This is a genomic window from Anaerolentibacter hominis (assembly GCF_032380675.1).
GTDB classification, from domain to species: Bacteria; Bacillota; Clostridia; order Lachnospirales; family Lachnospiraceae; genus Anaerolentibacter; species Anaerolentibacter hominis.
Genome location: NZ_JAWDIX010000002.1, coordinates 180,733 through 203,560, shown reverse-complemented (window position 1 = coordinate 203,560; position 22,828 = coordinate 180,733). Strand labels below are relative to the sequence as shown.

Genomic DNA, 22,828 nt, shown 5'->3' with positions numbered 1-22,828 from the left:
ATTCCCTACCAGGCTCCCGCCCGGACCATCACTTCTTAGAGTCTATTTATTCCCATCCTGCTCAAACAGCTCCTCCAGGCTTGGCATCCGCTGACTCTGCATAAAGTCCACTGCCTCCCGGATATGATGCAGCCCCAGCAGCTTGATCTTCGGTTTCCTGACCTGCAATATACCGGCTACATTTCCAGCGGGCAGGAGACACACCTCATATCCCATCTTCTCCGCCTCTGCCACACGCTGGGCCGCCATGTTCACCGCCCGGATCTCCCCGGTGAGCCCTACCTCACCGAAACTGATCGTGCTGCTCTCCAGCGGTTTATTATAATAGCTTGACAGCACCGCCATAATCAGGGACAGATCCAGCGCCGGTTCGTTAATTCTCATTCCCCCCGCCACATTCACATAAGCGTCACAGGCAGAAAGCTGCAGCCCCAGTCTCTTCTCCAGCACAGCCAGCAGAAGATTCACCCGGTTATAGTCTGTACCCGCGGCGGTCCGTCTGGGCATATTAAAGTTGGTCTGGCAGATCAGCGCCTGTACTTCTACCAGAATAGGCCTTGTTCCCTCCAGGGAACAGGCTACCACCGAGCCGGACTCCCCCTCCGGTCTGCCCTGGAGCATATATGCCGAAGGATTGGTTATCTCCGCCAGTCCGTCGCTTCGCATCTCGAAGACCCCAATTTCATTAGTGGAGCCAAATCGGTTCTTCACACCCCGGAGTATCCGGTAGGAAGCTCTGTTTTCTCCCTCAAAATAAAGAACCGTATCCACCATATGTTCCAGCATCCTGGGTCCGGCCACCGTACCCTCCTTGGTCACATGTCCCACAATAAAGGTGGAGATTCCCTTCTGCTTGGCAATGCGCATCAGCTGACCGGTGCACTCTCTCACCTGGCTTACGCTGCCCGGCGCGCTTGCCACATCCTCCTTCATCATCGTCTGAATCGAGTCTATGATCAGGACACTGGGTTTAATGTTATCAAGCGCCCCCTCAATCACATCCAGATCCGTCTCACATAAGAGGAGCAGTTCCGCCCCAAAATCACCCAGACGTTCGGCACGCATCTTGATCTGGCGAAGGGATTCCTCGCCGGATACATAGAGCACCGGTATCCCCTTCTCCACCATCTTCTTGCACATCATTAAAAGAAGCGTGGACTTGCCGATTCCCGGGTCCCCGCCTACAAGAACCAGAGATCCCTGAACCACTCCGCCGCCCAGCACCCGGTCCAGCTCGCCGATCCCGGTATGCAGACGCTCCTCTTCTCCCATATGTATGGCGGAAAGCTTCTCCGGCTTCGCTTTCTCTCTTCGGCCGGAAGTCAGGGGCTTCCCTCCTTTTGATGCTCCCGGTTCCTCCACAAAGGTGTTCCACTGTCGGCATCCCGGGCACTGCCCCAGCCATTTAGCAGATTCATATCCGCACTCTTTGCAGAAAAAGACTGTTTTTGCCTTTGCCATCCTTTCATTCCTTCCTGTACAGCAATCGGGGCATATGTCTCCATATGCCCCGCCTTATCAACTGTTGCTTTCAACTATTTTATGACTTCAATAGAAACCAGCTTATCTGCTCCCAGCTCCACGCTTAAGACCAGCTTGCCGCCGTAAACGGTCTTCATCTTGCCGCGGTTGACACCATCCTCATACACGGTATATTCCTGATCCGGCTCCAGTCCCAGGGTAATCTGCGTATCATCAGCACCCTCCACCTGGAATTCCATGCCATTCTCTGTCAGAACAAACTCATGTACGGCCGTACCCGGCACCGATTCATAGACGAACATTCCGTTCCGCTCAAGCTTCGTTATCTCCTTGAAGGTTTTTATTTTATATAAATCCCCGTCATGTTCAAAATCGGAACGCTTAGACTTCTCATCCAGCAGGTAATCACCAAAACTGATTGTATCACCGGTCTTGCAAATTAAATCCTTAATTACTGACATTCTTTTATCCTCCTAAGAATTTGAAAATTCTCTGGCTTTTATTCTACTATACTTTGTGTCAAAATTCCAGTGATTTTAGGGAATCATAAGAAAAGTTTCACAGCTCCTGTGTTACCAGCTGTTCTTCTTTCTCTTCTGTTTTCGCCGGGGTAAAGACAATCCCGCCTTCCTTCATCGAGAGATGCACCACATTGCCCTCCCGTATCCTTCCGGCCAGTATCTCCTCCGCCAGCTTATCCTCTATCTTAGTCTGAATGTTCCTGCGAAGCGGTCTCGCGCCATAGACCGGGTCAAAGCTGCTCTCCGCAATATGATCCAGCACTTCCGGCTCCGGCTCCAGGACAATGCCCATCTGGCCGAATATTCTCTTGTTTATTGTAGCAAGCATAATGCCCACAATCTGCCGGATATTTTCCTTTGTCAGAGAATGGAATACGATGATCTCATCAATACGGTTGATAAACTCCGGCTTAAACAGCCGTTTTACTTCTTCCATCACGTTATTTTTCATGACCTTATAATTTTCCCGCTCATCGGAGACCGTAGCAAATCCCAGCGTCTTCGGCGCGACAATCCGCTCCGCCCCCGCGTTGGAGGTCATAATAATAATCGTATTTTTAAAACTGACTTTACGTCCCTGTGCGTCTGTGATATGTCCGTCGTCCAGCACCTGCAGCAAAATATTAAATACATCCGGATGGGCTTTCTCGATCTCATCAAACAAAATCACGGAATAGGGATTCTGTCTGACCTTTTCACTGATCTGGCCGCCTTCCTCATATCCAACATATCCCGGAGGCGAACCAATCAGCTTGGAAACACTGTGCTTCTCCATGTACTCGGACATATCCACACGAATCATAGCATTTTCATTGCCGAACATTGCCTCTGCCAGTGCTTTGGACAGTTCGGTTTTTCCCACTCCGGTAGGTCCCAGGAACAGAAATGAGCCAATCGGGCGGTTGGGATCTTTTAACCCCACTCTGCCCCTCCGGATCGCCCGGGATACGGCCGCTACCGCTTCCTCCTGGCCCACCACTCTCTCGTGCAGGATGGATTCCAGCTTCTGAAGCCGTTCACTCTCTTCTTCCTCCAGGCGGCGCACCGGAATCTTGGTCCACTGGGATACCACGTCGGCAATCTCGCCTTCGCCTACCTCCAGCTCCCTGCCCGGTTCTGCCTGACTGCTGTTCTTCTTTTCTTCGTTAATCCGGTCCATGATCTCCGCCTGCTCCTTCCGGATGGCAATCGCCCGCTCATAGACCTCTCTCTTTATCGCGTCTTCCTTCTCTTCCTCCAGCTGGGCATACTTCTCTTCCAGTTCCCTCACATCAGAAGACACGGTATACACGCTCAGCCGCACTTTGGAAGCCGCCTCGTCGACCAGGTCAATCGCCTTATCGGGCAGGAACCGGTCGTTGATATATCTTGCGCTCATCTTCGCGGCCGCATCCAGCGCCGCATCTGTGATGGTCACCCTGTGATGTTCTTCATAACGGCCTCTCAGTCCCTTTAGTATCTGTATGGTCTCCTCCACAGAAGGTTCCTCCACCACAACCGGCTGGAATCTTCTCTCCAGCGCCGGATCTTTTTCAATATATTTGCGGTATTCCTCTCTGGTAGTAGCTCCGATCAGCTGAATCTCTCCCCTTGCCAGGGATGGTTTTAAGATGTTGGAAGCGTCAATGGCTCCCTCCGCTCCGCCGGCTCCGATGATCGTGTGAATCTCATCGATAAACAGCAGAACATTGCCGGCCTGGATCACCTCCCCGATGATCTTTTTGATTCTCTCCTCGAATTCACCTCGGTATTTGGAGCCTGCCACCATAGCGGACAGATCCAGTGTCACAACCCGCTTGTCCTTAACCGTGTCCGGAATATTGCCGTCCACAATACGCTGGGCAAGCGCCTCTGCGATTGCAGTCTTTCCTACGCCCGGCTCCCCGATCAGACAGGGATTATTCTTGGTCCGGCGGCTCAGAATCTGCACCACCCTGCCGATCTCCGACTCCCTGCCGATTACCGGGTCCAGCTTTCCTTCTCTCGCATAAGCGGTCAGGTCTCTGCTGTACTGCTCCAGGGTAGGAGTAGGGGTGCTGCCGCCGTTCTCCTTCTTGGTTTCCATATATTCATTCCGTGCCTCCGAGGCCGCCTGTCCGGTAGCTGTGAGCGTATCCACATATACCTTCTGCAGGTTCACACCCAGAGTATTTAGAAGACGTACCGCGATACAGTCCGGTTCTTTCAGCAGGGCAATCAGCAGATGCTCTGTCCCGATCTTGGTGGTCTTCTGGCGCAGCGCTTCCTGAACACTGCGGTTAATAATCTTGCGTGCACGCGGAGTAAAGTTATCATAATCCACAACAATCGTGATCACCGTGTTGGGAGCGATCAGCTGATTAACCAGCTTGATGATCCGTTCCTCCTCCACCCCGTTTTCCTTTAAAACCTTCCCTGCCACACCCGGCACATGTAAAAGCCCGATCAGCAGGTGCTCCGTCCCGATATAATTATGGGACAGGCTGTATGAAATCTCCCGGGCCGCCTCCAGGGCAGCCGCGGCATTTTCTGTAAAACGATTTTCCATTTGTTCCTCCATTCCTGCATCTTACTGTCGCAAATCTGTAAACAGCCGGCCGTCATATCCGGCACAGACCGCATTGTTCTATCTATTCTCTCCAAAGTTCCGGTATATCTCATCCACCATCTGATGGACTTCCTCGCTGGATATCCGGCTGCAGATTCCTCTTGCAATCAGCACCTTAAGCTCGTCCATCATTTCCATCATCGCCTTATATTTATCTACATCTATGGCAATAACGGCACCTCTTCTGCGGTCCAGCTTCAGATATCCTTCCTGCTTTAGTATAGTATATGCCTTGTTCACCGTATGCATGTTAATTCCCACGTTATCTGCCAGTTCCCGGACAGAAGGCAGGCTGTCTCCTTCCTGTATCTCCGAGGTCGCTATGGCAATAATAATCTGCTTGCAAAGCTGTACATAAATCGCTTCGTCACTGTTGAAATCAATACGCAGAATCAAGTGCTCACCCCTTTTCGTTATATCTGTTATATAAGCAATATAACAATAGAATTGGAAAATGTCAAGTGTCCCTACCCCTCTGCCTGAATTTACCGTTTTCTTTCATCCACTTAACTATTGTTTGTCATTTTTACTGTTTTCCTGTATACTTAAGTTTAACTTTCATAGTGTAAGGAGGGCTTGTCATGAGTGCATATACATTTTTTGCCAGCGAGTATCCGTTAACCGCCGTACCCAATCCCTATCTGGAGTCCTTTTCCATCAATGATATGCTTGCGCACAACATGGAAATTCCGGATTTTCTAAAAGAAAGCGATCTGTTTAAAACCATTGACCGGAATATGACCATCATGGTTCGATACAAGACGGAAGACGGGGCGGATGAAATCAATATTTATCTGACGGAGCCCGGTCCTCAGACTGCATATTATACTTCCAAAAAATATATTGCCTGTCTGGAATGGAAATACAGCGAACGCCGTGCCGAAGAGCTTCTGGACTACATAAGAGAACATCTGCAGGAAGCGGATGAGCTTGAACTCTGGTCTATTTACCTGGAGGATCACGACACCCCTGAACTGTTGAAATATACCCTGGATGATCTGACCATTGAGCCTCTGCGCCTCATGTTCCAGGATAGCCGCTATACCAGGCCGCGCTGCCTCAGAGTGCGGAAAGAAAATGAAACAGTTTAAATGATTATTCTGTTGGATGTGGGACATCACTACATTTTAAAACGTTTATAAACACAGAGACGGCAGGTTGTATTGATCTGCCGTCTCTGCTTTCATATCTTCCATTTATTTTATTGTCATCTTAAATAAAACTTCGCTCAGTACCTCAGCTCAATAGGTACCATGGATTCCGTTTTTAATGGGTATAATCCAGGATTTTCACCTCGTCTCCCACTTCCTTTTGAACCAGTTCCTTCATTTTTCTGGCAAATGGACAGGGATAGCCAATGGGCGTCCCCTTCTGGATGCAGGAGGCGAATGCGATCGTATCGGCCCCTCTATGTACTAGCTCTCCGGCACGGAGTACAGCCTTTTTACCGGGACAGCCACCGCAATTTATAAAACCGACAATCTCTATCTCTTCATCCACATCTTCAAAAGCTCCCTTTTTATCCCGCACCATACGAAAATCCGTCGTTCCGGGGCAAAAATCTTCGGTCTGCATACATCGTATGATCCCCAGCTTCATATCTCTAAACGCTTCCTTTCCTGATCAGCTGTCTATTCCAGGCCCAGGCCCTTGCTGATGTTGACAACAAAATCCTGTACATTTGTCACAATCGTCTTTACCGCCAGGCTGCCCCGGTCTCTCAGCTTGTTCACCGCGAACTCGGAGATATCCACGCTGTAGAAATACACCGGCCTTACGGTACCGTCCGGCATCACCCGGTAGGAAGGAGTCATATTCCCGGCCGCTATAGAGTGAAGAGTGGTAGCCATGCAGATTACGGTGGTGGATTGTTTCACACATTCCCGCATCTTATCCTGACCCTCGTACACATCTGCGTATACCTCCGGCAGGGGGCCATCGTCCCGGATCGAACCGGTAAGTACAAAGGGCACCTTATTTTTCACACAGCTGTAAATAATGCCGTCGGATATCTTTTCATGTTCAATAAACTTTGGAATGGAACCGTGCCATTTCACTTTGTTGATCGTATCAATATGATTATAGTGCCCGCCAGGCTGCGACTTCTGGGTATAAATATTCTGCCCCAGGGCGGTTTTTAAATAGGCTGCTTCCAGATCATGGGTCGCCAGGGCATTTCCAGCCAGCAGCGCATCTACATATCCGTTCTGCACCAGCCGGGAAAAGGAATTTCTGGCATCTGCGTCAAAAGCACAGGCCGGACCCAGCACCCAGGTAATATATCCTTGCTCCTTTTCATGCCGGAGCAATTCATAAATAGAATCATAATCTTTCGAATAGGAGGTTTCTCTGGAACGTCCCTGCCGGAAGGCAAAGGCATCGCCAAAACCATCCTCCCCGGATGTAAATGCATCCGTCTGTACAAATATTCCTTCCTCCGCATTCTCTGTGCGCCCTGTAAAAACCAGGTCGCCCTGCTTCAGCCTGCGGAATTCCCGAACCTCGATCTCTCCGTTTGAAAGCACGGCCACACAGTCCATCCGGCTTTCTTTTGCCAGCAGCCACCTGCCGTCCACTTTAAAATACTCCGGAAATATTGTGGTTGCGTGATACTGTTCCGGCGCTACCTCATCCTTGGGAGCCGGAACATATTTTGCCTCTGGTGCCTTAGCAAACACATCCTTTGTAAAATCCGGCGGTGTGTAGACTGGAAATTCAAAACTCATAACGGCAGCCTCCTCTTCTTCACAAATCATGTCCCGTACCTTTGTGAATATAAACTTAATTTAATCATAGAGGTTATTGCCTGTCCCGTCAAGAGGGCTGCTTACCTGCGATAGGAGGCATAAAGCGTCCGTCCGCCGACCCTTCTGAAAAATTTTCCGCATACAACGACAGCCGCAGCCGCCATCATCAGTAAAATTCCTATTGTTTTTCCCTTCATTGTATGGCCTCCTTTCACAGACCTGTTTCCCTTTTATTTTTAACTACATGGATAGTATAACGAAGAAAACTTTAGAAAAGAGTCGGAAAAACCAGAAGAAATTCTGAAGATTTCTTCTGGTTTCCGTTCAGTGCTATTTACCATGGAAGTAGATAAGACTCCCACCTCAATAGGTGTGAGTAAATAACAAATTCGTCATGGTGGGAGCCCAGTCTCCTTCCAAGCTAAAGCCTCCGGCGGCTCGCAGCAAGTACGCCGAGGCGTACTTGAAATATCCTAAGCCGTCTTTTCAAACTGGGAATTGTAAAGATCGTAGTAGAAGCCCTTCTTCTCGATCAGTTCATCATGGCTGCCCTGCTCGATGATATCCCCGTCCTTCATGACCAGGATCAAATCTGCATCCCGGATCGTGGAGAGCCGGTGGGCAATGATAAAGCTGGTTCTGCCCTTCATCAGGTTATCCATAGCCTTCTGAATCCGGATTTCTGTTCTGGTATCTACCGAACTGGTGGCCTCATCCAGAATCAAAATCTTATTATCCGCCAGAATTGCACGGGCAATCGTCAGGAGCTGCTTCTGTCCCTGGGACACGTTGCTGGCCTCCTCATTTAATTCCATCTGGTAACCGCCGGGCAGAGTCTGTATAAACCGGTGGGCATGAGCCGCTTTCGCTGCGGCGATGACTTCTTCATCCGTAGCATCCAGTCTGCCGTAACGGATATTTTCCATAATGGTTCCTTTAAAGAGCCAGGTATCCTGAAGCACCATGCCAAAGGCTTCTCTTAGTTTCCCCCGGTCAAAGTCCCGGATGTCCACGCCGTCCACCTTGATAGCGCCGCTGTTTACATCGTAGAAACGCATCAGCAGCTTCACCATAGTCGTTTTTCCTGCACCGGTAGGCCCTACAATTGCAACCTTCTGTCCGGGCTTCACCTCACAGTTAAAATCATTGATAATAATTTTATCCGGATTGTAGCCAAAGTGTACATGCTCAAAGGATACATATCCTTCCAGTTTTGTCACATCCATCTCAGCCGGAGTCTCCGGCTTCTGCACTTCTTCGTCTTCCTCCAGGAATTCAAAGACACGCTCTGCGGCAGCCGCTGTTGACTGGAGCATATTGGAAACCTGGGCCAGCTGGTTGATCGGCTGGGTAAAGTTCTTTACATAGGTGATAAAGGACTGAATATCACCTATTTCGATGGAACCTTTTATGGTCAGCACACCGCCCAGAACGGCTACCGATACATATCCCAGATTCCCCACAAAGTTCATAATCGGGTGCATCAGGCCGGACAGGAACTGAGATTTCCACGCTGACTGATACAGCACATCATTGGTCCGGTCAAACTCGTCAATAGATGCCTTCTCCCGGTTAAATGCTCTTACTACATTGTGGCCGGAGAAAACTTCCTCCACCTGGCCGTTTACATGCCCCAGATATTCCTGCTGGCTGCGGAAATATTTCTGAGACGTTTTTACAATCAGAGATACCAGCAATATGGTGATCGGCATGATCAGCAATGCCACCAGCGTCATCAGCGGGCTGATAGAAAGCATCATGACCAGCACGCCCAGCATGGTTGTCACCGAAGTGATCAGCTGAGTGATACTCTGATTTAAGCTCTGTCCCAGCGTATCCACATCGTTGGTAATCCTGGAAAGAATCTCACCGTTTGTACGGGATTCAAAATATCCCATGGGCATACGGCTGATTTTCTCCGACAGTTCTCTCCTCATACGGTAACTGATCTTCTGGGAAACCCCGGACATGATCCAGCCCTGTATAAAGCTTAAGAACGCGCTGAGCACATACATGCCCAGTAGAATCATCAGCAGGCTGCCGATCTTGCCGAAATCGATGCCGCCGGCTCCGGTGAGCTTGGCAATCAGGCCGTTGAAAATATTCGTGGTGACCTTACCCATTACCTTCGGGCCGATGATGCTGAATACCGTACTGCCCACGGCAAATATAATAACTGCAAAGAACGCGGCCTTGTACCGGCCGATATAGCGGATCAGCTTTCCAATCGTTCCCTTAAAGTCCTTCGCCTTTTCCCCGGCACCCATCGGTCCCCGGCCCATCGGGCCTCTTTTGACTCTCGGTGCATTTGAATTACTCATGAGCCGTCACCTCCTTATCCAGTCCCAGCTCCTCAGCGGACAGCTGAGAATGGGCGATCTGCTGATATTCCTCACAGGATCTCAGCAGTTCCTCATGGGTGCCTTTTCCCACAATCCTGCCTTCATCCAGTACCATAATCTGATCTGCGTGAAGAATCGTACTGATACGCTGCGCCACAATGATAACCGTACTGTCCTCCACTTCCTCATTCAGCGCTTTCCGCAGAGCAACATCCGTTTTATAATCCAGCGCTGAAAAACTATCGTCAAATAAGTAGACCTGAGGATTCTTCGCGATTGCCCGGGCAATTGACAGACGTTGTTTCTGTCCGCCGGACACATTGGTTCCGCCCTGGGAAATCGGAGATTCATATCCCTCCGGTTTGGATTCGATAAATTCGGTTGCCTGGGCGATGGAAGCTGCTTTCTTCACCTGCTCTTCCGGCGCATCCTCCCAGCCGTAACGCAGGTTACTGTCGATCGTCCCGGAGAAAAGCACGCCCTTCTGGGGCACATAGCCAAGCCTTGCCCGCAGGTCATGCTGGCTCATGTCCCGGATATCCACACCGTCCAGCAGGATTCGTCCGCCCGTCACATCGTAAAACCTGGGGATCAGGTTCATCAGGGTGGACTTGCCGCAGCCGGTGCTTCCGATGATAGCAGTCGTCTTCCCCGGCTCCGCCGTGAAATTAATATCGGCCAGCACATTTTCATCTGCATTTGGATAGTGGAAATCCACATGGTCGAACGTCAATACCCCTTTTGCAGCCTCCGGCTGCTTTGCATTTGCCGGATCTTTAATCGAGTCTTCTGTTACCAGAATCTCATCGATACGCTTCGCGGAGACGATGGCCCTGGGAAGCATAATGGAAATCATGGTCAGCATCAGGAATGACATGACGATCTGCATCGTATAGGTCATAAATGCCATGATATCTCCCACCTGGAGTTTTCCCACATCTACGCCGTTGGCTCCAACCCAGAGGATCAGAACAGAGATACCGTTTAACAAAAGCATCATAACCGGCATCATAAACGTCATAACACGGTTGGTAAATAACATGGTCTTCGTCAGATTTTTATTTGCCGTATCAAACCGCTTTTCTTCATAGCGCTCTCTGCTGAACGCCCGGATGACAGGAAGTCCGGTCAGAATCTCTCTGGCTACCAGATTCAGACGGTCAATTAAGGTCTGCATCTTGTTAAACTTGGGCATGGCTACCGCCATCAGAATAACGACCAGACATACAATAGCCGCAACTGCTACCGCAATAATCCAGGCCATATAAGTATTGGTATTAATAACCTTAAAGACGCCTCCGATTCCCAGAATCGGGGCATATAGCACCATACGCAGCAGCATGAAGATTACCATCTGCACCTGCTGGATATCGTTGGTGCTCCTTGTGATCAGCGAAGCGGTGGAGAACTGATCCATCTCCTGGTTGGAAAAGGTGAGAACTTTCTTAAATACGTTGCTGCGCAGATCCCGGCTGACTGCTGCCGCCACCCTTGCCGCCAGAAAGCCAACCAGAATAGACACCACCATAATGATCAGGGTAAAGCCCAGCATTTTAAGTCCCGTGTTAAGCAGATAGTGTACCTGCATATTGTCCACGTCTATTCCAATCGCCGCATACTCTCCCTTGACAAACTGCACCGCCATCTGTGAGACCATAGACTCTGACAGATCGCCGTACTGCTGCTCCACCATCTGCCGGAGCTGATAGCATGCTTCTCTGGATGAAAAATCCATCTGGGATAAGTCCACAGGTATCTCAAAGGCGCTGTCTGTCTGCTGTGTCTGGCCCGACGCCATGCTGTTCATCATTAAATTCAGCATCATCGGCATGCCAAACGCCTTATCCAGCTCTTCGATTACTTCTTTATCCTTTGTATCCCGGACATACAGCGGTTCATCCGCCAGTTTTGGATACTTCTTGACATATTCTTTATAATCCTGTTCGGAAAGTTCATTTCGATCCAGTTGTTTATAATGGCTGGAAATCAACTCGATTTCTTCGTCACTCATAAACATCTTAAGCTTTTCCAGTTCCCCGGCCCGTATAACCTCGGCTGCGGCATTTTCAATACCGCTCTGCTGAATTCCAATATTGACGATATTGGAAGTATAAGAGGGCAGTTTTAAATCACCCTGTGCCTGAATTACCAGCAATACAAGGATGATGATGACATAAGCCCAATATTTCTTCAGAAATTTGAGTATCTTTCCCAATCCCGTATACCTATCACGGCTCCCGCCGCGATACTGCCTTACCATCCGTGAAAGATTTCCCGGCAGTCCTTTCTTTCTAAGTTTTCATACCAATGTATACCGCAGGCTTTCCCTTGATACTGCACCGATACGTAGTCTAAAATAATTTCGTTTCAAACCTTCTTTCACATCTGTTCACATGTTTCCAATTGCTTCTGCATTGCTTCCAGAAGCCGGTTCATCAGATATAAAAAGGCTGCTGTATCCGCATAGCCCAGCCTCTTCATAACCCCTTCCCAATAATCGTGGACCTGTCTGAACGCCTGGGCGAATTCCTTCTCTCCCCGGGAAGTCATTTCCACAAATGTATTTCTTCTGTCGGCCCGGTCGGTAGACCTTATAATATAATCTTTTTCCTCCAGGGACCGCAGAATTCTGGATACCGCTGGCATGGACATCTCCAGCTGATCGGCCATCGACGAGACGCTGGCTGCATGCCCCTTATTCCGGAACGAATAAAGCAGGCCCAGAACAAAGAATTCTCCCTGAGATACATGCAGATACATATGCATAGCACTATGGTTCAATTTCCGGAACCGTCTCATGCTCTCCATCATCTCTCTTATGGTTTCTGCCTCTTCCATAGCTTCTCCTTATCCATCGGACAGCTGAAAATAACCGTCCGTCTCATTAATTTCCATTGTAAACAGTTAACTATGTTAATCATTTTATACAAAAATGTCAAGGGGGTGCGTGGTGATTTTATAAAATGATAAGATTTATCTATTAAGGCATCAAAAAAATCCCCGGACAGATTGATTCAATCCGTCCGGGGATAGATCTGTTTAACTGGAATATTTGGAAAGACTCCAGAGCTGACCGTCGCCGCCGCTGTAAGTGTCCAGATAGACATTGGCGTCGTTGCCCTTTCCGCTTACCGTAAGGCACCAGGAGGGATGGGCACTGAGTACAATCTTCACATACCCGTCACTGACCGGCACTAGTTTCCAGATCTGGGCCTTCGGATCATCTGCCGCCCATACCTGGATATTGCAGCCCCGCTCAATGGGACGGCCGTTCTTCTGATCGTTCCGGCTGCAGTCCACCACCCTCTGATTTGCCGACGACACAATCCGATAACCGCCGCCGGCCGCCTCAAAGGACGCTATTATTCCTCCATCACAATCAACTGGCTCTGGATACAAAATTCCAGATCCAGTATCTTTTTCATTTTCTTCTCCGGGAAATAGACCGTCAGCTTGCCGCCCTCCCTGGCTTTCACCACGCCCTTCCCGTAGACCTTGTGGATCAGCACGGCATCGGGGACCAGCGCCAGGCTGTCCACTTTCAGTTCTCCCAGAAAGCGGGATGGTTCCAGCGCTTTGCCGTACCGCTCTTTTACCGAATAGATATAAAGCTGTTCCTTTGCCCTGGTCAGGGCCACATAGAACATCCTGCGCTCTTCCTCCAGGTCGGCCTCCACCACGGCTTTCCGGTAAGGAGTAATACCCTCGTTCACATCCACCAGAAAGACAACCTGAAATTCCAGCCCCTTGGCGCTGTGCATGGTGGACACCACCACGCCCTCCGGATTCTGATTCCGTTTTTCTTCCTCCTGCAGCAGCCTCTCCTTATACTCCTGCATGTGGACAAGCCACTCTTCCAGCGACTGAAAGGGTTTGGCGTTTTCTTTTATTTCTTCCAGAAGCTCAAAGAGCTCCTCTACATTCAGCTTCCGGTACCTGGCGTACTCGGTCAGATAATCCTCATAGCCGATGCCCTTCGCTATGTACACGATAGCGCTGTAGGGCGTCTTGCCTTCCAGAATATCCAGATCTCCGGCGAACTCATCCAGCCGCTCCAGCATCCAGTTTTTACCGGCATATTCTTCTTTCAGCTCATCCAGATCAATCAGGGAACCCTCCACCATATCCCTTGCAATGTACCGGTTCGGCCGGTTCATCACCTGGAGGAAATCCCTTCTTGTCACGGGCCCGCGGGCCAGATTCATGTAGGCCACCAGATCCTTGACAATCCAATGGTCATATAAATTGGGAATATGATCCTTTGTGCGAAAGGGAATATTGTATTCCATCATCCGTTCCAGAAGGCTCCTGGGCTGTGTATTGGTCCGAACCAGCACAGCCATCTCCTCGAAAGGAATCCCCTTTTCATGCCATGCCAGTATTTCTTCCACTACAGACTTATTCTCGTCCCTGGCAGAGGAAAAGCTGCACACATGAAGCTGTTCTCCCTGTTCTTTATAGGCACTGATCTCTTTTTCATAACGCACCCTGTTATTCTGAATCACCCGGCCCGCCGCCTTCACCACTGCCGGGGCACAACGATAATTTACGTTCAGCGTAACCTTTACAGCCTTCGGGTAATCCTTCTCAAAGCCCAGCATAATCTCCGGCCTGGCTCCCCGGAACCGGTAGATCGACTGGTCGTCATCCCCCACGATAAATAAATTATCCCCGGGGGCCGCCAGAAGCCGCACCGTATCGTACTGGATTTTATTTATATCCTGAAATTCATCTATCAGGATATATTGATATTTCTCCTGCCACAGCTTCCGAATATCCGGTCGTTTGCTCAACAGCTCATAGGTAAATACCAGCATATCCTCAAAGTCTATTTTTCCGGCCGCCCGTATCTTCTTCTCGTAATCCTCATAGATCTTCTGAAAAATCTCGTTGGCGCAGGTGGTAGAATAATAGTAATTCAAATCCATCCGTTCTTCCTTCACCCTGCCGATTTCCGTTTCCAGCCCGGACAGAAAATCCGCCTCATCAGCAACATCCGGGGCGCGTCTTGTCATACTCTCCCTCAAAAACTGACGTTTCTCCTCCTGTCTGAGGATACTGCCTCCGTTGTAGCCATAGGCATGTTTTAAAATCTGAAAGAAAATACTGTGAAACGTTCCAAAGGTCACGCCACTTACCGGTGTCTGCGCCAGAAAACGATTCTTCATCTCCCCCGCCGCAGCGTTGGTAAAGGTAATCACCAGAATATTGCGGGGATTAATCCCCGCTTCCTCAATTAAAAAACGGACCCGCTCACAGATAACGGCCGTTTTACCGGAACCGGGCCCAGCTAATACCAGCATGGGCCCGGAAATATGTTTGATTGCACTTTTCTGTGCTTCATTCCATTGTATCAAATCGCTTTTCTTAATCCTCTTTTGCCAGATCCGCCCGCAGCATCTTAATTCCTTTTCTGATTCTGCTCAGGCTTTCTTCCTTTCCGATAATCTCCATGATCTCATATGCGCCGCCCGGCGTCATCTGCTTTCCGGAGACCGCGGTACGCACCGGCCAGAGCCCCTGACCGTTCTTAATCCCTTTATCCTTAATATAACCCATAATGGTCTCTTCCAGCGCCGGGATGGAATAATCATTCAGCGCTTCCAGCCTTGGCAGCATCTCTTCAAGCACTTCCAGCGCAACAGCGGAATTCGTCTTCATCTTCTTATGGGTATACATCGCCGCATCGTACTCCGGCAGTTCCTCAAAGAAATCAATCAGCTCTTTTAAGTCCGGGAGAACCTCAATCCTGGTCTTCACCAGAGCGGCAATCTTCTCCAGATCCAGGTCTTTCTTAATGACCTCTTTCACATAGGGGAGCGCAAGGCTTAAATACTTGTCCATATCCATAGCCTTTAAATACTCGCCGTTCATCCAGCGCAGCTTCACCATGTCAAACACAGCCGGAGACTTATTAATATGATGATAGTCAAACTCCTTCACCAGCTCATCCAGAGTAAAAATTTCTTCATTGTTAGACGGACTCCAGCCCAGCAGCGCTACAAAGTTAACCACCGCCTCGGTCACAAAGCCCTGATCGATCAGATCCTCATAGGAAGAATGTCCGCTCCGTTTGCTTAATTTCTTATGTTCTTCATTTGTAATAATCGGACAGTGCACATAAACAGGCACTTCCCAGCCAAATGCTTCATAAAGCCGGTTGTACTTGGGAGAGGAAGATAGATACTCATTTCCCCTGACCACATGGGTAATTCCCATCAGATGGTCATCCACCACATTAGCAAAGTTATAGGTAGGGAACCCATCGGATTTGATCAGGATCATATCATCCAGTTCCTCATTATCCACCGTGATATCCCCGAAAATCACATCCTGAAACGTAGTTGTTCCCTCTGCCGGGTTATTCTGCCGGATCACGTAGGGAACTCCGGCCGTAAGTTTCTCTTCGATCTCTTCCTTCGACAGACTCAGGCAGTGTTTGTCATAGCGTGCAATCTCCTTGCCGCTCTCATCAATCGTTGTCTTCAGCGTGGACAGTCTTTCCTTTGTACAGAAGCAATAATAAGCTTCTCCCTTATCAATCAGCTCCTTCGCATACTTCATGTATAAGCCCTGGGCCTGTCTCTCACTTTGTACATACGGGCCCACACCGCCGTCTTTATCCGGCCCCTCATCATGGATCAGCCCGGTCTTTGCAAGGGTACGGTAAATGATATCCACCGCGCCTTCCACCAGACGTTCCTGATCGGTATCCTCTATACGGAGCAGAAAATCCCCGTCCTCATGTTTGGCAATTAAATAGGCATATAAAGCCGTCCTTAAATTTCCCACATGCATCCGTCCTGTCGGACTGGGTGCAAATCTTGTCCTGATCTTTCCCATAACAGCAATTCTCCTTTATTCATTCCGGATTTCATCCGGCGCTCTCACCAATCGATTTAATAATAATATCCCGCAACCGTCGCATACTGCAGCAGAGCAACTACGGCAAAAATCAACAGAACCGTGGAAATCAGGCTCACCACCAGACTGGCCCTGGCCCAGTTTCTCTTCGTCTCGTTGGCGCTGCCCCCGAATGCCCACACAAGCAGCATAACCAGATAAATCATACTCCCCACAATCGGAATAAAGGGAAGGAGCATCGTCCCAAGCCAGCTGCCGAAGCTGACCGGCGCCTCCTGCGGCAGTACTGTTGCCGGGTTTACTCTCTGGTTTACCGGCGGCATATTAGCTGGACTCCCATAAGGATTTCCCTGGTCTGCATTATAATTATACCCCATCGGCCCGTCGGCCCGCAGGGCAGCCCCGCAGTATTCACAAAAACGGGCTTCTTCATGTTCAGCATTTCTGCCGCATACCGGACATATCATATCTTAATTCCCCCTGATCTTTGAATCAATTAACCGTTCCTTACGGAGTCCCGGACATTCCCGGGCACATATCATACGTATTATACCAGAAGTTACCGTCAAATTCCACCATAAAAAGAGCATCTCCTCCGGCAATCCGGATGTTCTAGCATGCACCGGCCGATCCCCCACAACCGCATTTTCAGCAGACGGCGGATACCTGAAACCATTGCTATAACACAAGTTCCATGCCGTCATAGGCAAAAGAAATGTTTTCCAGGGTTTTCTCCAGTTCCTGGTAATAAGCATAGGATTTGCCCCAATACTCGTCAATATGGGTAACAATGACACGGTTTATTCTGTATTTGCGCTTCATCTCTATAATTTCATCCAAGGTATACATATCATCTCTGAAAGGTGCATCGTCAAGATTAGATCCATCCTTTAGGATGCCGTCGTCCGATACAAGACCGATAATTAAAATATCCGCGTCAAAATACAGCTCATTGGGAACAAACGGCTTTACATCACAGCAGGCGTAAATAACCTTCTTCGTCCCCTCCGCTATCACATAAAACGTCATATTACCGCGATGCGTTTTATTATTGATTAAATGTACTTCTATATTCCCAATTTTCATGTAGTTCGTCCTGTGAATGGAAATACAATTCAGAACATCCTCATAATAGTACAGGCCGTCGCCGTTCCAGGCATTAATATCTTCAATAACCTCAGGCAGCGCAAGGAATGGGATCGGTGTCCCTTTATCGGCAATACAGTCATAACCCAGAGGTTCCACGATACGCATGCCTCTCGTATGGTCGGGATCTTTATGGGAGATAGAAAGATACTTAATATCACTGATTCCCTGCCTGTCACAGGCAACCCCAATATCCTCCGGCATATCAATAAGCATCTTGATATCCTCGATAAAAAGGCTCGGCCCCAGACGCTCAAACCGGCCCCTTTTCTGTCTCGCCTCCTCGCAGACAGGACATTTACAAAAAGGATTGGGAATTTGAAACATTCCGCCGCTTCCCACAATTTTCAATCTCAATATAAAACACCCCCGCAACCATTTTTTTGTATCATATGTAATGAAAACACCGCCCGTAGACAACTACAGGCGGCGTAATACATGCTTCACTTTATAATATATAGCATTCTTACTTCTCGTTCTTCACTATTCCTTCTTCGTTCTTCATTATCATTATTCATTGCTCTTCATCGCCTCAATTGCACTGATCTTCGTTGCCCGGTTCGCCGGATAATAACCGGAGACCAGTCCGACCAGGATAGCGAAAGCCGATGCCGCCAGAGGCAGCCAGAGCGGAATCACCGAATACTTTGCAGGTCCGGTGGCTTCCAGACCATACATTGCCCCGCCTCCCGAACTCATCAGCGCATCGAATACCGGCCCGCCGAACTTATTGATACAGAACGAGCCTATGTAGCTGAGTACGACACCAATCGCCCCTCCCAGAAAGCCGATAATACCGGCTTCAAACAAGAACAGCTTTTTGATATCCCGGATCACACAGCCCAGCACCTTCATAACACCGATTTCCTTTGTCCTCTCGTAAATAGACATAACCATCGTGTTGGCGATACTGATTGCCGAAACCAGCATGGCTACCGCTCCTACGGCGCCCAGCACCAGCTGGAGCATCTTGGAAGTCTGTTCCATGGGTTCCATCATACTGCTCAAACTCTGGGTCTGGTAGCCCATCTCTTTAATCTGCTCTTCTACATCCTTCACATTCTTAACATTATCCACGCTGATCACCAGCTGGTCATATTCCTTCAGTTTCTTCTGCGCTTTCTTCCTGTCCGCCGCCTTCAGCGTCCTGGTGAATTCCGAATACCACTTTTCAAATGTTCTGGAATCCATATAAATGCTGTAATCAGACTCCGAATAATTGCCCGCCGTATCCAGGAGTACTACATTCTCCACCCGGTACTGCTTCATATTAGACATATCAAAATTAAATTCCCAGTCATACATAGAGCAGATCAGTTTCATCTTCTGGGGATCAAAAGCCACCGGCTCCCATCTTCTGCTTCTGGGATCATTAAAACCCTGGGTGGCAATATAATTACCCATAATAACCGTATTTGCCGCATCCTTTTCATTCGTGGGAAGCTCCCCGCTCATAGGAGCAGGATAGTCAAATTCCCCGAACTTCATCAGATCCACCGCATATACCTGCCCGGAACCCTCATACCGTCCAGCCTCCATTATAAGCGCCGCCATCCTGACCGGCATAACCGCCTTCACCCCGGCGATTCCTTCAATAGAGGTAATCAGCTTGTCATCAATGGTCTGGGTCACGTTCTGGTAGTCGCCTTCCTGGTTCTGGATATAGGAGTTCTTGCTCAGCGTGATCGTCGTCAGACTTCCCAGCTCCATAACCATCGACCGGAAATTGGTGTTCATTCCGATACCGATCGAGATCATGATTACGATAGAAATGGTACCGATTACCACACCGATTACCGTCAGGGAGGTTCTGGCCTTTCTGCGGCTCAGATTCCGGATTCCCATTCGAATCAGATCAATCGTCCTCATATTCGTCCTTTCCCGCTTTCCGTTTCTTCCGGATGATCACAAATGCTGCCGCGCCGCCCACTACTACCACAGCGCCCACGCCGATCCAGATCCACTTTTTACTGGAAGTAGTACCTTCTTCCATGCCCGGGTCCATGCCCGGGTCCATTCCCGGGTCCATCATTCCCGGGTCCATCGTCATAGCCTCTGTAACCGTTCCGGTGAAATCCGTCCGGAATTCAACCGGTGATCCGTTGCTGTCCTCATAGGTAAGAACAAGCGTACCGGTTCCTTCTCCAGCCATCGGTGCAACCACTTCCACCTCATAGGTATCTCCTGCCCCCGGCTCTACATTGCCGATCCAGGTCATGTCAGAAGACGGCTGGAAGAAATCGCTCTCCACCTTAGCAGTAACATTGCTCAAAGCAGCCTTGCCCATATTATAAAAATCAAAGCTCACAGAAGTAGGCTCTCCGGCCACCGGTGTATCCCAGGGACCTACCACGATATTACTTACATTCGGTCTGGCATTTTCTGATACCTGCAGAGAAATTGTCTCATCAAACGTAATGCCGGTATTGAGCTGATCTTTCAGCTGAGGCATCCCCTCATATTCATACTGGAAGGAAATCTTCAGCGGATACGCCTTGGTCGTACAGTCAAATTTAATTTTCAGATTTACAGTCTCATGTACCGTTTCACCCGGTTTCATGGACTTGATATAAAAGCTGTTCGCACCTTCCGACGGTGAAAATACATTTTCCTCGGAAGAAATGGTAACCTTGATGTTATTTGCGGAAATATTGCTGTGTGTATTTAAAATGTCATATTTAAAGGTGAAGGTGTCCCCTGCCTTTAACGTCTGATCACCCAGATCGTACTTGCTTACAATCAGCTTCGGTGTGCCGGACAGCTCATCTGCCACCACATTTCTCACATACAGGGTAGAAGTTCCGCCGTCCACTGCGGTACCGTTTAACGTCTCATAGCTGATGCCCATGGTAATGGTGTTTAATCCGTCAGCCACATCCTTTGAAACATTAAACTTCATTGTAACCGTCTTTTTCTTGCCGGATTTCAGAGATTCAATATAAATGTACGGATCAGAAGATACCGGACTGAACGTATTGGCAGCCAGGCCTGACGGTGTCAGTTTGATCTTGTATGCGTCAGACGTACCTTTATTCTCCAGCACAAAAGACATGACTACCATGCCGCCCGCGTTGGGCGCAGCCGGGCTCTGCTTCACACTCTTGATAATCAGGTCCGGTGAATCCTTGCCGCCTGCAGCGTCGATAATCTCTACATATGCCTTTGCAGTTGTCGTGTAAGTCTTGCCGTCATTATCTTCATAGTCAATATTGATGTTAATTGTTTTTAAGCCCGCAGTTGCATAATTGGAGACCGTGTAGTCCAGACTGACCTCCGTGCTTCCGCCTCCCTTGATCGTGCCCTGGGACAATGACCCTTTTTCATATTCAGGAAGCAGCCCTGCCGTATCTACATCAGGGAGGGACACTTTAACTTTTTTTGCATCCAGATCACCGTAGTTATTGATATTGAAATTCAGTGTCATGGAATCTCCGGGACGGATTCCGCTCTCGTTGTTAATCGCCTCAGCTACCAGATCGGGAGCCTTCTTGGCCTGATCCACTTTAATGCGGAATGGGATCGGAACCTTCAAAGATATGGGAGAACTGGAGGATGAGGCATTTCCCTCAATTTTTAAATACATATTATATGTACCTTTGCCTGCCGTCTCATTGATCTGCATATCGAAATCCAAGTCCATCTGTCCGAACAGCGGCACCGTAGCCTCCTTGCCATACTGCGTTAACTTAAAATCAGATGTAATTTTGGCAGGAACTCCTTCCATCTCAAAGGAAATATACGGATTCGCGATGCTCTGCCCCTGAATCCAGATCGGCAGTGTAACATGTACGGTTTCACCCGGCGTTACAGTCATGGTTGGTACAACTTTTGAATATGTAATGGCTGGCTCGGGTGTGGGCATCGAAGCACTTGCCGTCGCAAAATTTCCCATCACCATCGTCATGGCAAGGAGGAGTACCCCCAGTCTCTTAGCTAACTTCCACTTGTTCATTCTCTGCTCCCTCTACTTTCTCATTGATGACGTCTTGATTTATCTCAATATTCTGAATCGTTCCATCCAGGATATGTATAATTTTATCCGCGTACTTCGCCAGCCGCGGGTCATGGGTTACCATGATGATCGTCTGACTGTTTCGCTTGGCAATTCCCTTAATCAGATCCATAACTTCCATTGTGGTATGGGTATCCAGGTTGCCGGTAGGCTCATCGGCAAACACAATCTCCGGCCTGGTCACAAAAGCCCTTGCAATACCCACACGCTGCTGCTGACCACCACTCATTTCCTTTGGTTTATGGTTCAGACGGTTGCCCAGTCCAACCTCCACCAGAATCTTCCTGGCCAGCTTCTCCCTCTTCTTCGGGGGAACCCGTTTAAAAATAAGCGGAAATTCCACATTCTCCAGCGCCGTCATGGAATTCATCAGATTGTACGACTGAAAAACAAAACCCAGATTATCCTGTCGAAATCTGGCCAGTTTATTTTCATTCATTTTCAGTACGTCCTGTCCCTTTATAATAATCTGGCCGCTGGTTGACTTCTCGATTCCCGCCATCAGATTCAGCAAGGTAGATTTACCGGAACCGGAAGTACCCAGAAGACAGCAAAATTCGCCTTTTTCAATCTCGAAGCTAACATCGTCTACCGCGACAATTTTTTCTTCACCCATCCGGTAGACCTTTCGGACATTTTTTACTTGAATAATCTTATTATTCTTCACTTTTTTTCCTTCTGTCTCCGCCAAAAAAACACCTCCTCCTCTTTGCGATTACGATAAGACGGCCTGCGAAGCATGCCGCCGTTTGTTATGCAGATTGCTCCGTCCCTAATAATATCACAAAACAGCCCGGCATACCATGTGTTCATTATAAAGAACATTACTTAATAATGCGCGGATAAAATTCTTATGATTTTCTTAAGTGAATTTGGCGCAATATACGACCTGAATCACACAAAAATGCCACGCTTCCAGTATATCTCTTATTAATAGGAAAGCAAGGACAAAACATTTACAAAACTGTTAAAAATCTGAGATATTTGTAAAAATTCCACGAAAAAATATTCTTCTTCATGGAGATTTCTTTACCTTCGTATTCTTAGTTTTCATCACCCATCTGCCCATATTATGACAAATTCATGTTTTAAAATAAAAAAAACTAATCTTTCATTTCTTTATAGAA

At 48.6% G+C, this 22,828-nt stretch carries 18 protein-coding genes; 1 reads left to right on the top strand and 17 read right to left on the bottom strand.

Annotated features, from left to right (window positions below):
* Positions 1-42 precede the first annotated feature (42 nt).
* The 4 genes from radA to ABCW47_RS10120 all read right to left on the bottom strand — a co-directional run bounded on the left by radA (position 43) and on the right by ABCW47_RS10120 (position 4,986).
* Positions 43-1,461 (bottom strand): DNA repair protein RadA, encoded by a 1,419-nt coding sequence (radA, locus tag ABCW47_RS10135; protein ID WP_343209804.1) that lies wholly within the window; start codon positions 1,459-1,461, stop codon positions 43-45.
* A gap of 74 nt (positions 1,462-1,535) precedes the next feature.
* The gene (locus tag ABCW47_RS10130) at positions 1,536-1,943 is read right to left on the bottom strand and encodes an endosialidase (RefSeq protein WP_343209803.1); all 408 of its coding nucleotides are present in this window, start codon (positions 1,941-1,943) and stop codon (positions 1,536-1,538) included.
* A 97-nt stretch (positions 1,944-2,040) separates the two neighbouring features.
* On the bottom strand, positions 2,041-4,530 hold the full coding sequence (locus ABCW47_RS10125) for an ATP-dependent Clp protease ATP-binding subunit (RefSeq protein ID WP_343209802.1): 2,490 nt from the start codon (positions 4,528-4,530) through the stop codon (positions 2,041-2,043).
* Positions 4,531-4,608: 78 nt separating this feature from the next.
* Positions 4,609-4,986 (bottom strand): GntR family transcriptional regulator, encoded by a 378-nt coding sequence (locus ABCW47_RS10120; protein WP_343209801.1) that lies wholly within the window; start codon positions 4,984-4,986, stop codon positions 4,609-4,611.
* Between the two features lie 185 nt (positions 4,987-5,171).
* Here ABCW47_RS10120 and ABCW47_RS10115 point away from each other — a divergent pair, with 185 nt between their 5' ends.
* Positions 5,172-5,681 carry a hypothetical protein gene (locus tag ABCW47_RS10115; RefSeq protein WP_343209800.1) on the top strand — a complete coding sequence of 170 codons (510 nt, stop codon included), beginning with the start codon at positions 5,172-5,174 and terminating at the stop codon, positions 5,679-5,681.
* Positions 5,682-5,856: 175 nt separating this feature from the next.
* Here the strand turns inward: ABCW47_RS10115 and ABCW47_RS10110 are convergent, their stop codons facing one another.
* The 13 genes from ABCW47_RS10110 to ABCW47_RS10050 all read right to left on the bottom strand — a co-directional run bounded on the left by ABCW47_RS10110 (position 5,857) and on the right by ABCW47_RS10050 (position 22,317).
* The gene (locus tag ABCW47_RS10110; RefSeq protein WP_343209799.1) at positions 5,857-6,189 is read right to left on the bottom strand and encodes a CGGC domain-containing protein; all 333 of its coding nucleotides are present in this window, start codon (positions 6,187-6,189) and stop codon (positions 5,857-5,859) included.
* A gap of 32 nt (positions 6,190-6,221) precedes the next feature.
* Complete coding sequence (locus tag ABCW47_RS10105; protein WP_343209798.1) at positions 6,222-7,316, bottom strand: putative NPN-dependent ornithine cyclodeaminase; 1,095 nt, start codon at positions 7,314-7,316, stop codon at positions 6,222-6,224.
* Between the two features lie 494 nt (positions 7,317-7,810).
* Entirely contained in the window at positions 7,811-9,658 is a 1,848-nt protein-coding gene (locus tag ABCW47_RS10100) for an ABC transporter ATP-binding protein (RefSeq protein WP_343209797.1), read from the bottom strand.
* Entirely contained in the window at positions 9,651-11,894 is a 2,244-nt protein-coding gene (locus tag ABCW47_RS10095; RefSeq protein WP_343209796.1) for an ABC transporter ATP-binding protein, read from the bottom strand. Before ABCW47_RS10095 ends, ABCW47_RS10100 begins: the two co-directional genes overlap by 8 nt.
* Before the next feature lie 164 nt (positions 11,895-12,058).
* Entirely contained in the window at positions 12,059-12,517 is a 459-nt protein-coding gene (locus tag ABCW47_RS10090) for a MarR family winged helix-turn-helix transcriptional regulator (protein WP_343209795.1), read from the bottom strand.
* A gap of 201 nt (positions 12,518-12,718) precedes the next feature.
* Positions 12,719-13,078 carry an RICIN domain-containing protein gene (locus ABCW47_RS10085; protein ID WP_343209794.1) on the bottom strand — a complete coding sequence of 120 codons (360 nt, stop codon included), beginning with the start codon at positions 13,076-13,078 and terminating at the stop codon, positions 12,719-12,721.
* Entirely contained in the window at positions 13,042-15,033 is a 1,992-nt protein-coding gene (locus ABCW47_RS10080) for an ATP-dependent helicase (protein ID WP_343210057.1), read from the bottom strand. Before ABCW47_RS10080 ends, ABCW47_RS10085 begins: the two co-directional genes overlap by 37 nt.
* A gap of 13 nt (positions 15,034-15,046) precedes the next feature.
* Positions 15,047-16,522: a glutamate--tRNA ligase gene (gltX, locus tag ABCW47_RS10075; protein WP_343209793.1), complete on the bottom strand. Its 1,476-nt coding sequence runs from the start codon at positions 16,520-16,522 to the stop codon at positions 15,047-15,049.
* 56 nt (positions 16,523-16,578) lie between these two features.
* A complete protein-coding gene (locus tag ABCW47_RS10070) occupies positions 16,579-17,010 on the bottom strand; it encodes a zinc ribbon domain-containing protein (protein WP_343209792.1) in 432 nt (143 codons plus the stop codon).
* A 211-nt stretch (positions 17,011-17,221) separates the two neighbouring features.
* Positions 17,222-18,046 carry an MBL fold metallo-hydrolase gene (locus ABCW47_RS10065; protein ID WP_343209791.1) on the bottom strand — a complete coding sequence of 275 codons (825 nt, stop codon included), beginning with the start codon at positions 18,044-18,046 and terminating at the stop codon, positions 17,222-17,224.
* Between the two features lie 153 nt (positions 18,047-18,199).
* Positions 18,200-19,558 carry an ABC transporter permease gene (locus tag ABCW47_RS10060; RefSeq protein ID WP_343209790.1) on the bottom strand — a complete coding sequence of 453 codons (1,359 nt, stop codon included), beginning with the start codon at positions 19,556-19,558 and terminating at the stop codon, positions 18,200-18,202.
* The gene (locus tag ABCW47_RS10055; RefSeq protein WP_343209789.1) at positions 19,545-21,641 is read right to left on the bottom strand and encodes a COG1361 S-layer family protein; all 2,097 of its coding nucleotides are present in this window, start codon (positions 21,639-21,641) and stop codon (positions 19,545-19,547) included. Before ABCW47_RS10055 ends, ABCW47_RS10060 begins: the two co-directional genes overlap by 14 nt.
* Positions 21,619-22,317: an ABC transporter ATP-binding protein gene (locus ABCW47_RS10050; protein WP_425516079.1), complete on the bottom strand. Its 699-nt coding sequence runs from the start codon at positions 22,315-22,317 to the stop codon at positions 21,619-21,621. The genes ABCW47_RS10055 and ABCW47_RS10050 overlap by 23 nt, the downstream gene beginning before the upstream one ends.
* Positions 22,318-22,828: the final 511 nt, after the last annotated feature.

Coding starts and splice junctions, on each gene's coding strand:
- ABCW47_RS10070 (WP_343209792.1), bottom strand. CDS start 17,010: ATGATATGTCCGGTATGCGGCAGAAATGCTGAACATGAAGAAGCCCGT.
- ABCW47_RS10060 (WP_343209790.1), bottom strand. CDS start 19,558: ATGAGGACGATTGATCTGATTCGAATGGGAATCCGGAATCTGAGCCGC.
- ABCW47_RS10050 (WP_425516079.1), bottom strand. CDS start 22,317: ATGGGTGAAGAAAAAATTGTCGCGGTAGACGATGTTAGCTTCGAGATT.
- gltX (WP_343209793.1), bottom strand. CDS start 16,522: ATGGGAAAGATCAGGACAAGATTTGCACCCAGTCCGACAGGACGGATG.
- ABCW47_RS10055 (WP_343209789.1), bottom strand. CDS start 21,641: ATGAACAAGTGGAAGTTAGCTAAGAGACTGGGGGTACTCCTCCTTGCC.
- ABCW47_RS10130 (WP_343209803.1), bottom strand. CDS start 1,943: ATGTCAGTAATTAAGGATTTAATTTGCAAGACCGGTGATACAATCAGT.
- ABCW47_RS10105 (WP_343209798.1), bottom strand. CDS start 7,316: ATGAGTTTTGAATTTCCAGTCTACACACCGCCGGATTTTACAAAGGAT.
- ABCW47_RS10090 (WP_343209795.1), bottom strand. CDS start 12,517: ATGGAAGAGGCAGAAACCATAAGAGAGATGATGGAGAGCATGAGACGG.
- ABCW47_RS10110 (WP_343209799.1), bottom strand. CDS start 6,189: ATGAAGCTGGGGATCATACGATGTATGCAGACCGAAGATTTTTGCCCC.
- radA (WP_343209804.1), bottom strand. CDS start 1,461: ATGGCAAAGGCAAAAACAGTCTTTTTCTGCAAAGAGTGCGGATATGAA.
- ABCW47_RS10125 (WP_343209802.1), bottom strand. CDS start 4,530: ATGGAAAATCGTTTTACAGAAAATGCCGCGGCTGCCCTGGAGGCGGCC.
- ABCW47_RS10100 (WP_343209797.1), bottom strand. CDS start 9,658: ATGAGTAATTCAAATGCACCGAGAGTCAAAAGAGGCCCGATGGGCCGG.
- ABCW47_RS10115 (WP_343209800.1), top strand. CDS start 5,172: ATGAGTGCATATACATTTTTTGCCAGCGAGTATCCGTTAACCGCCGTA.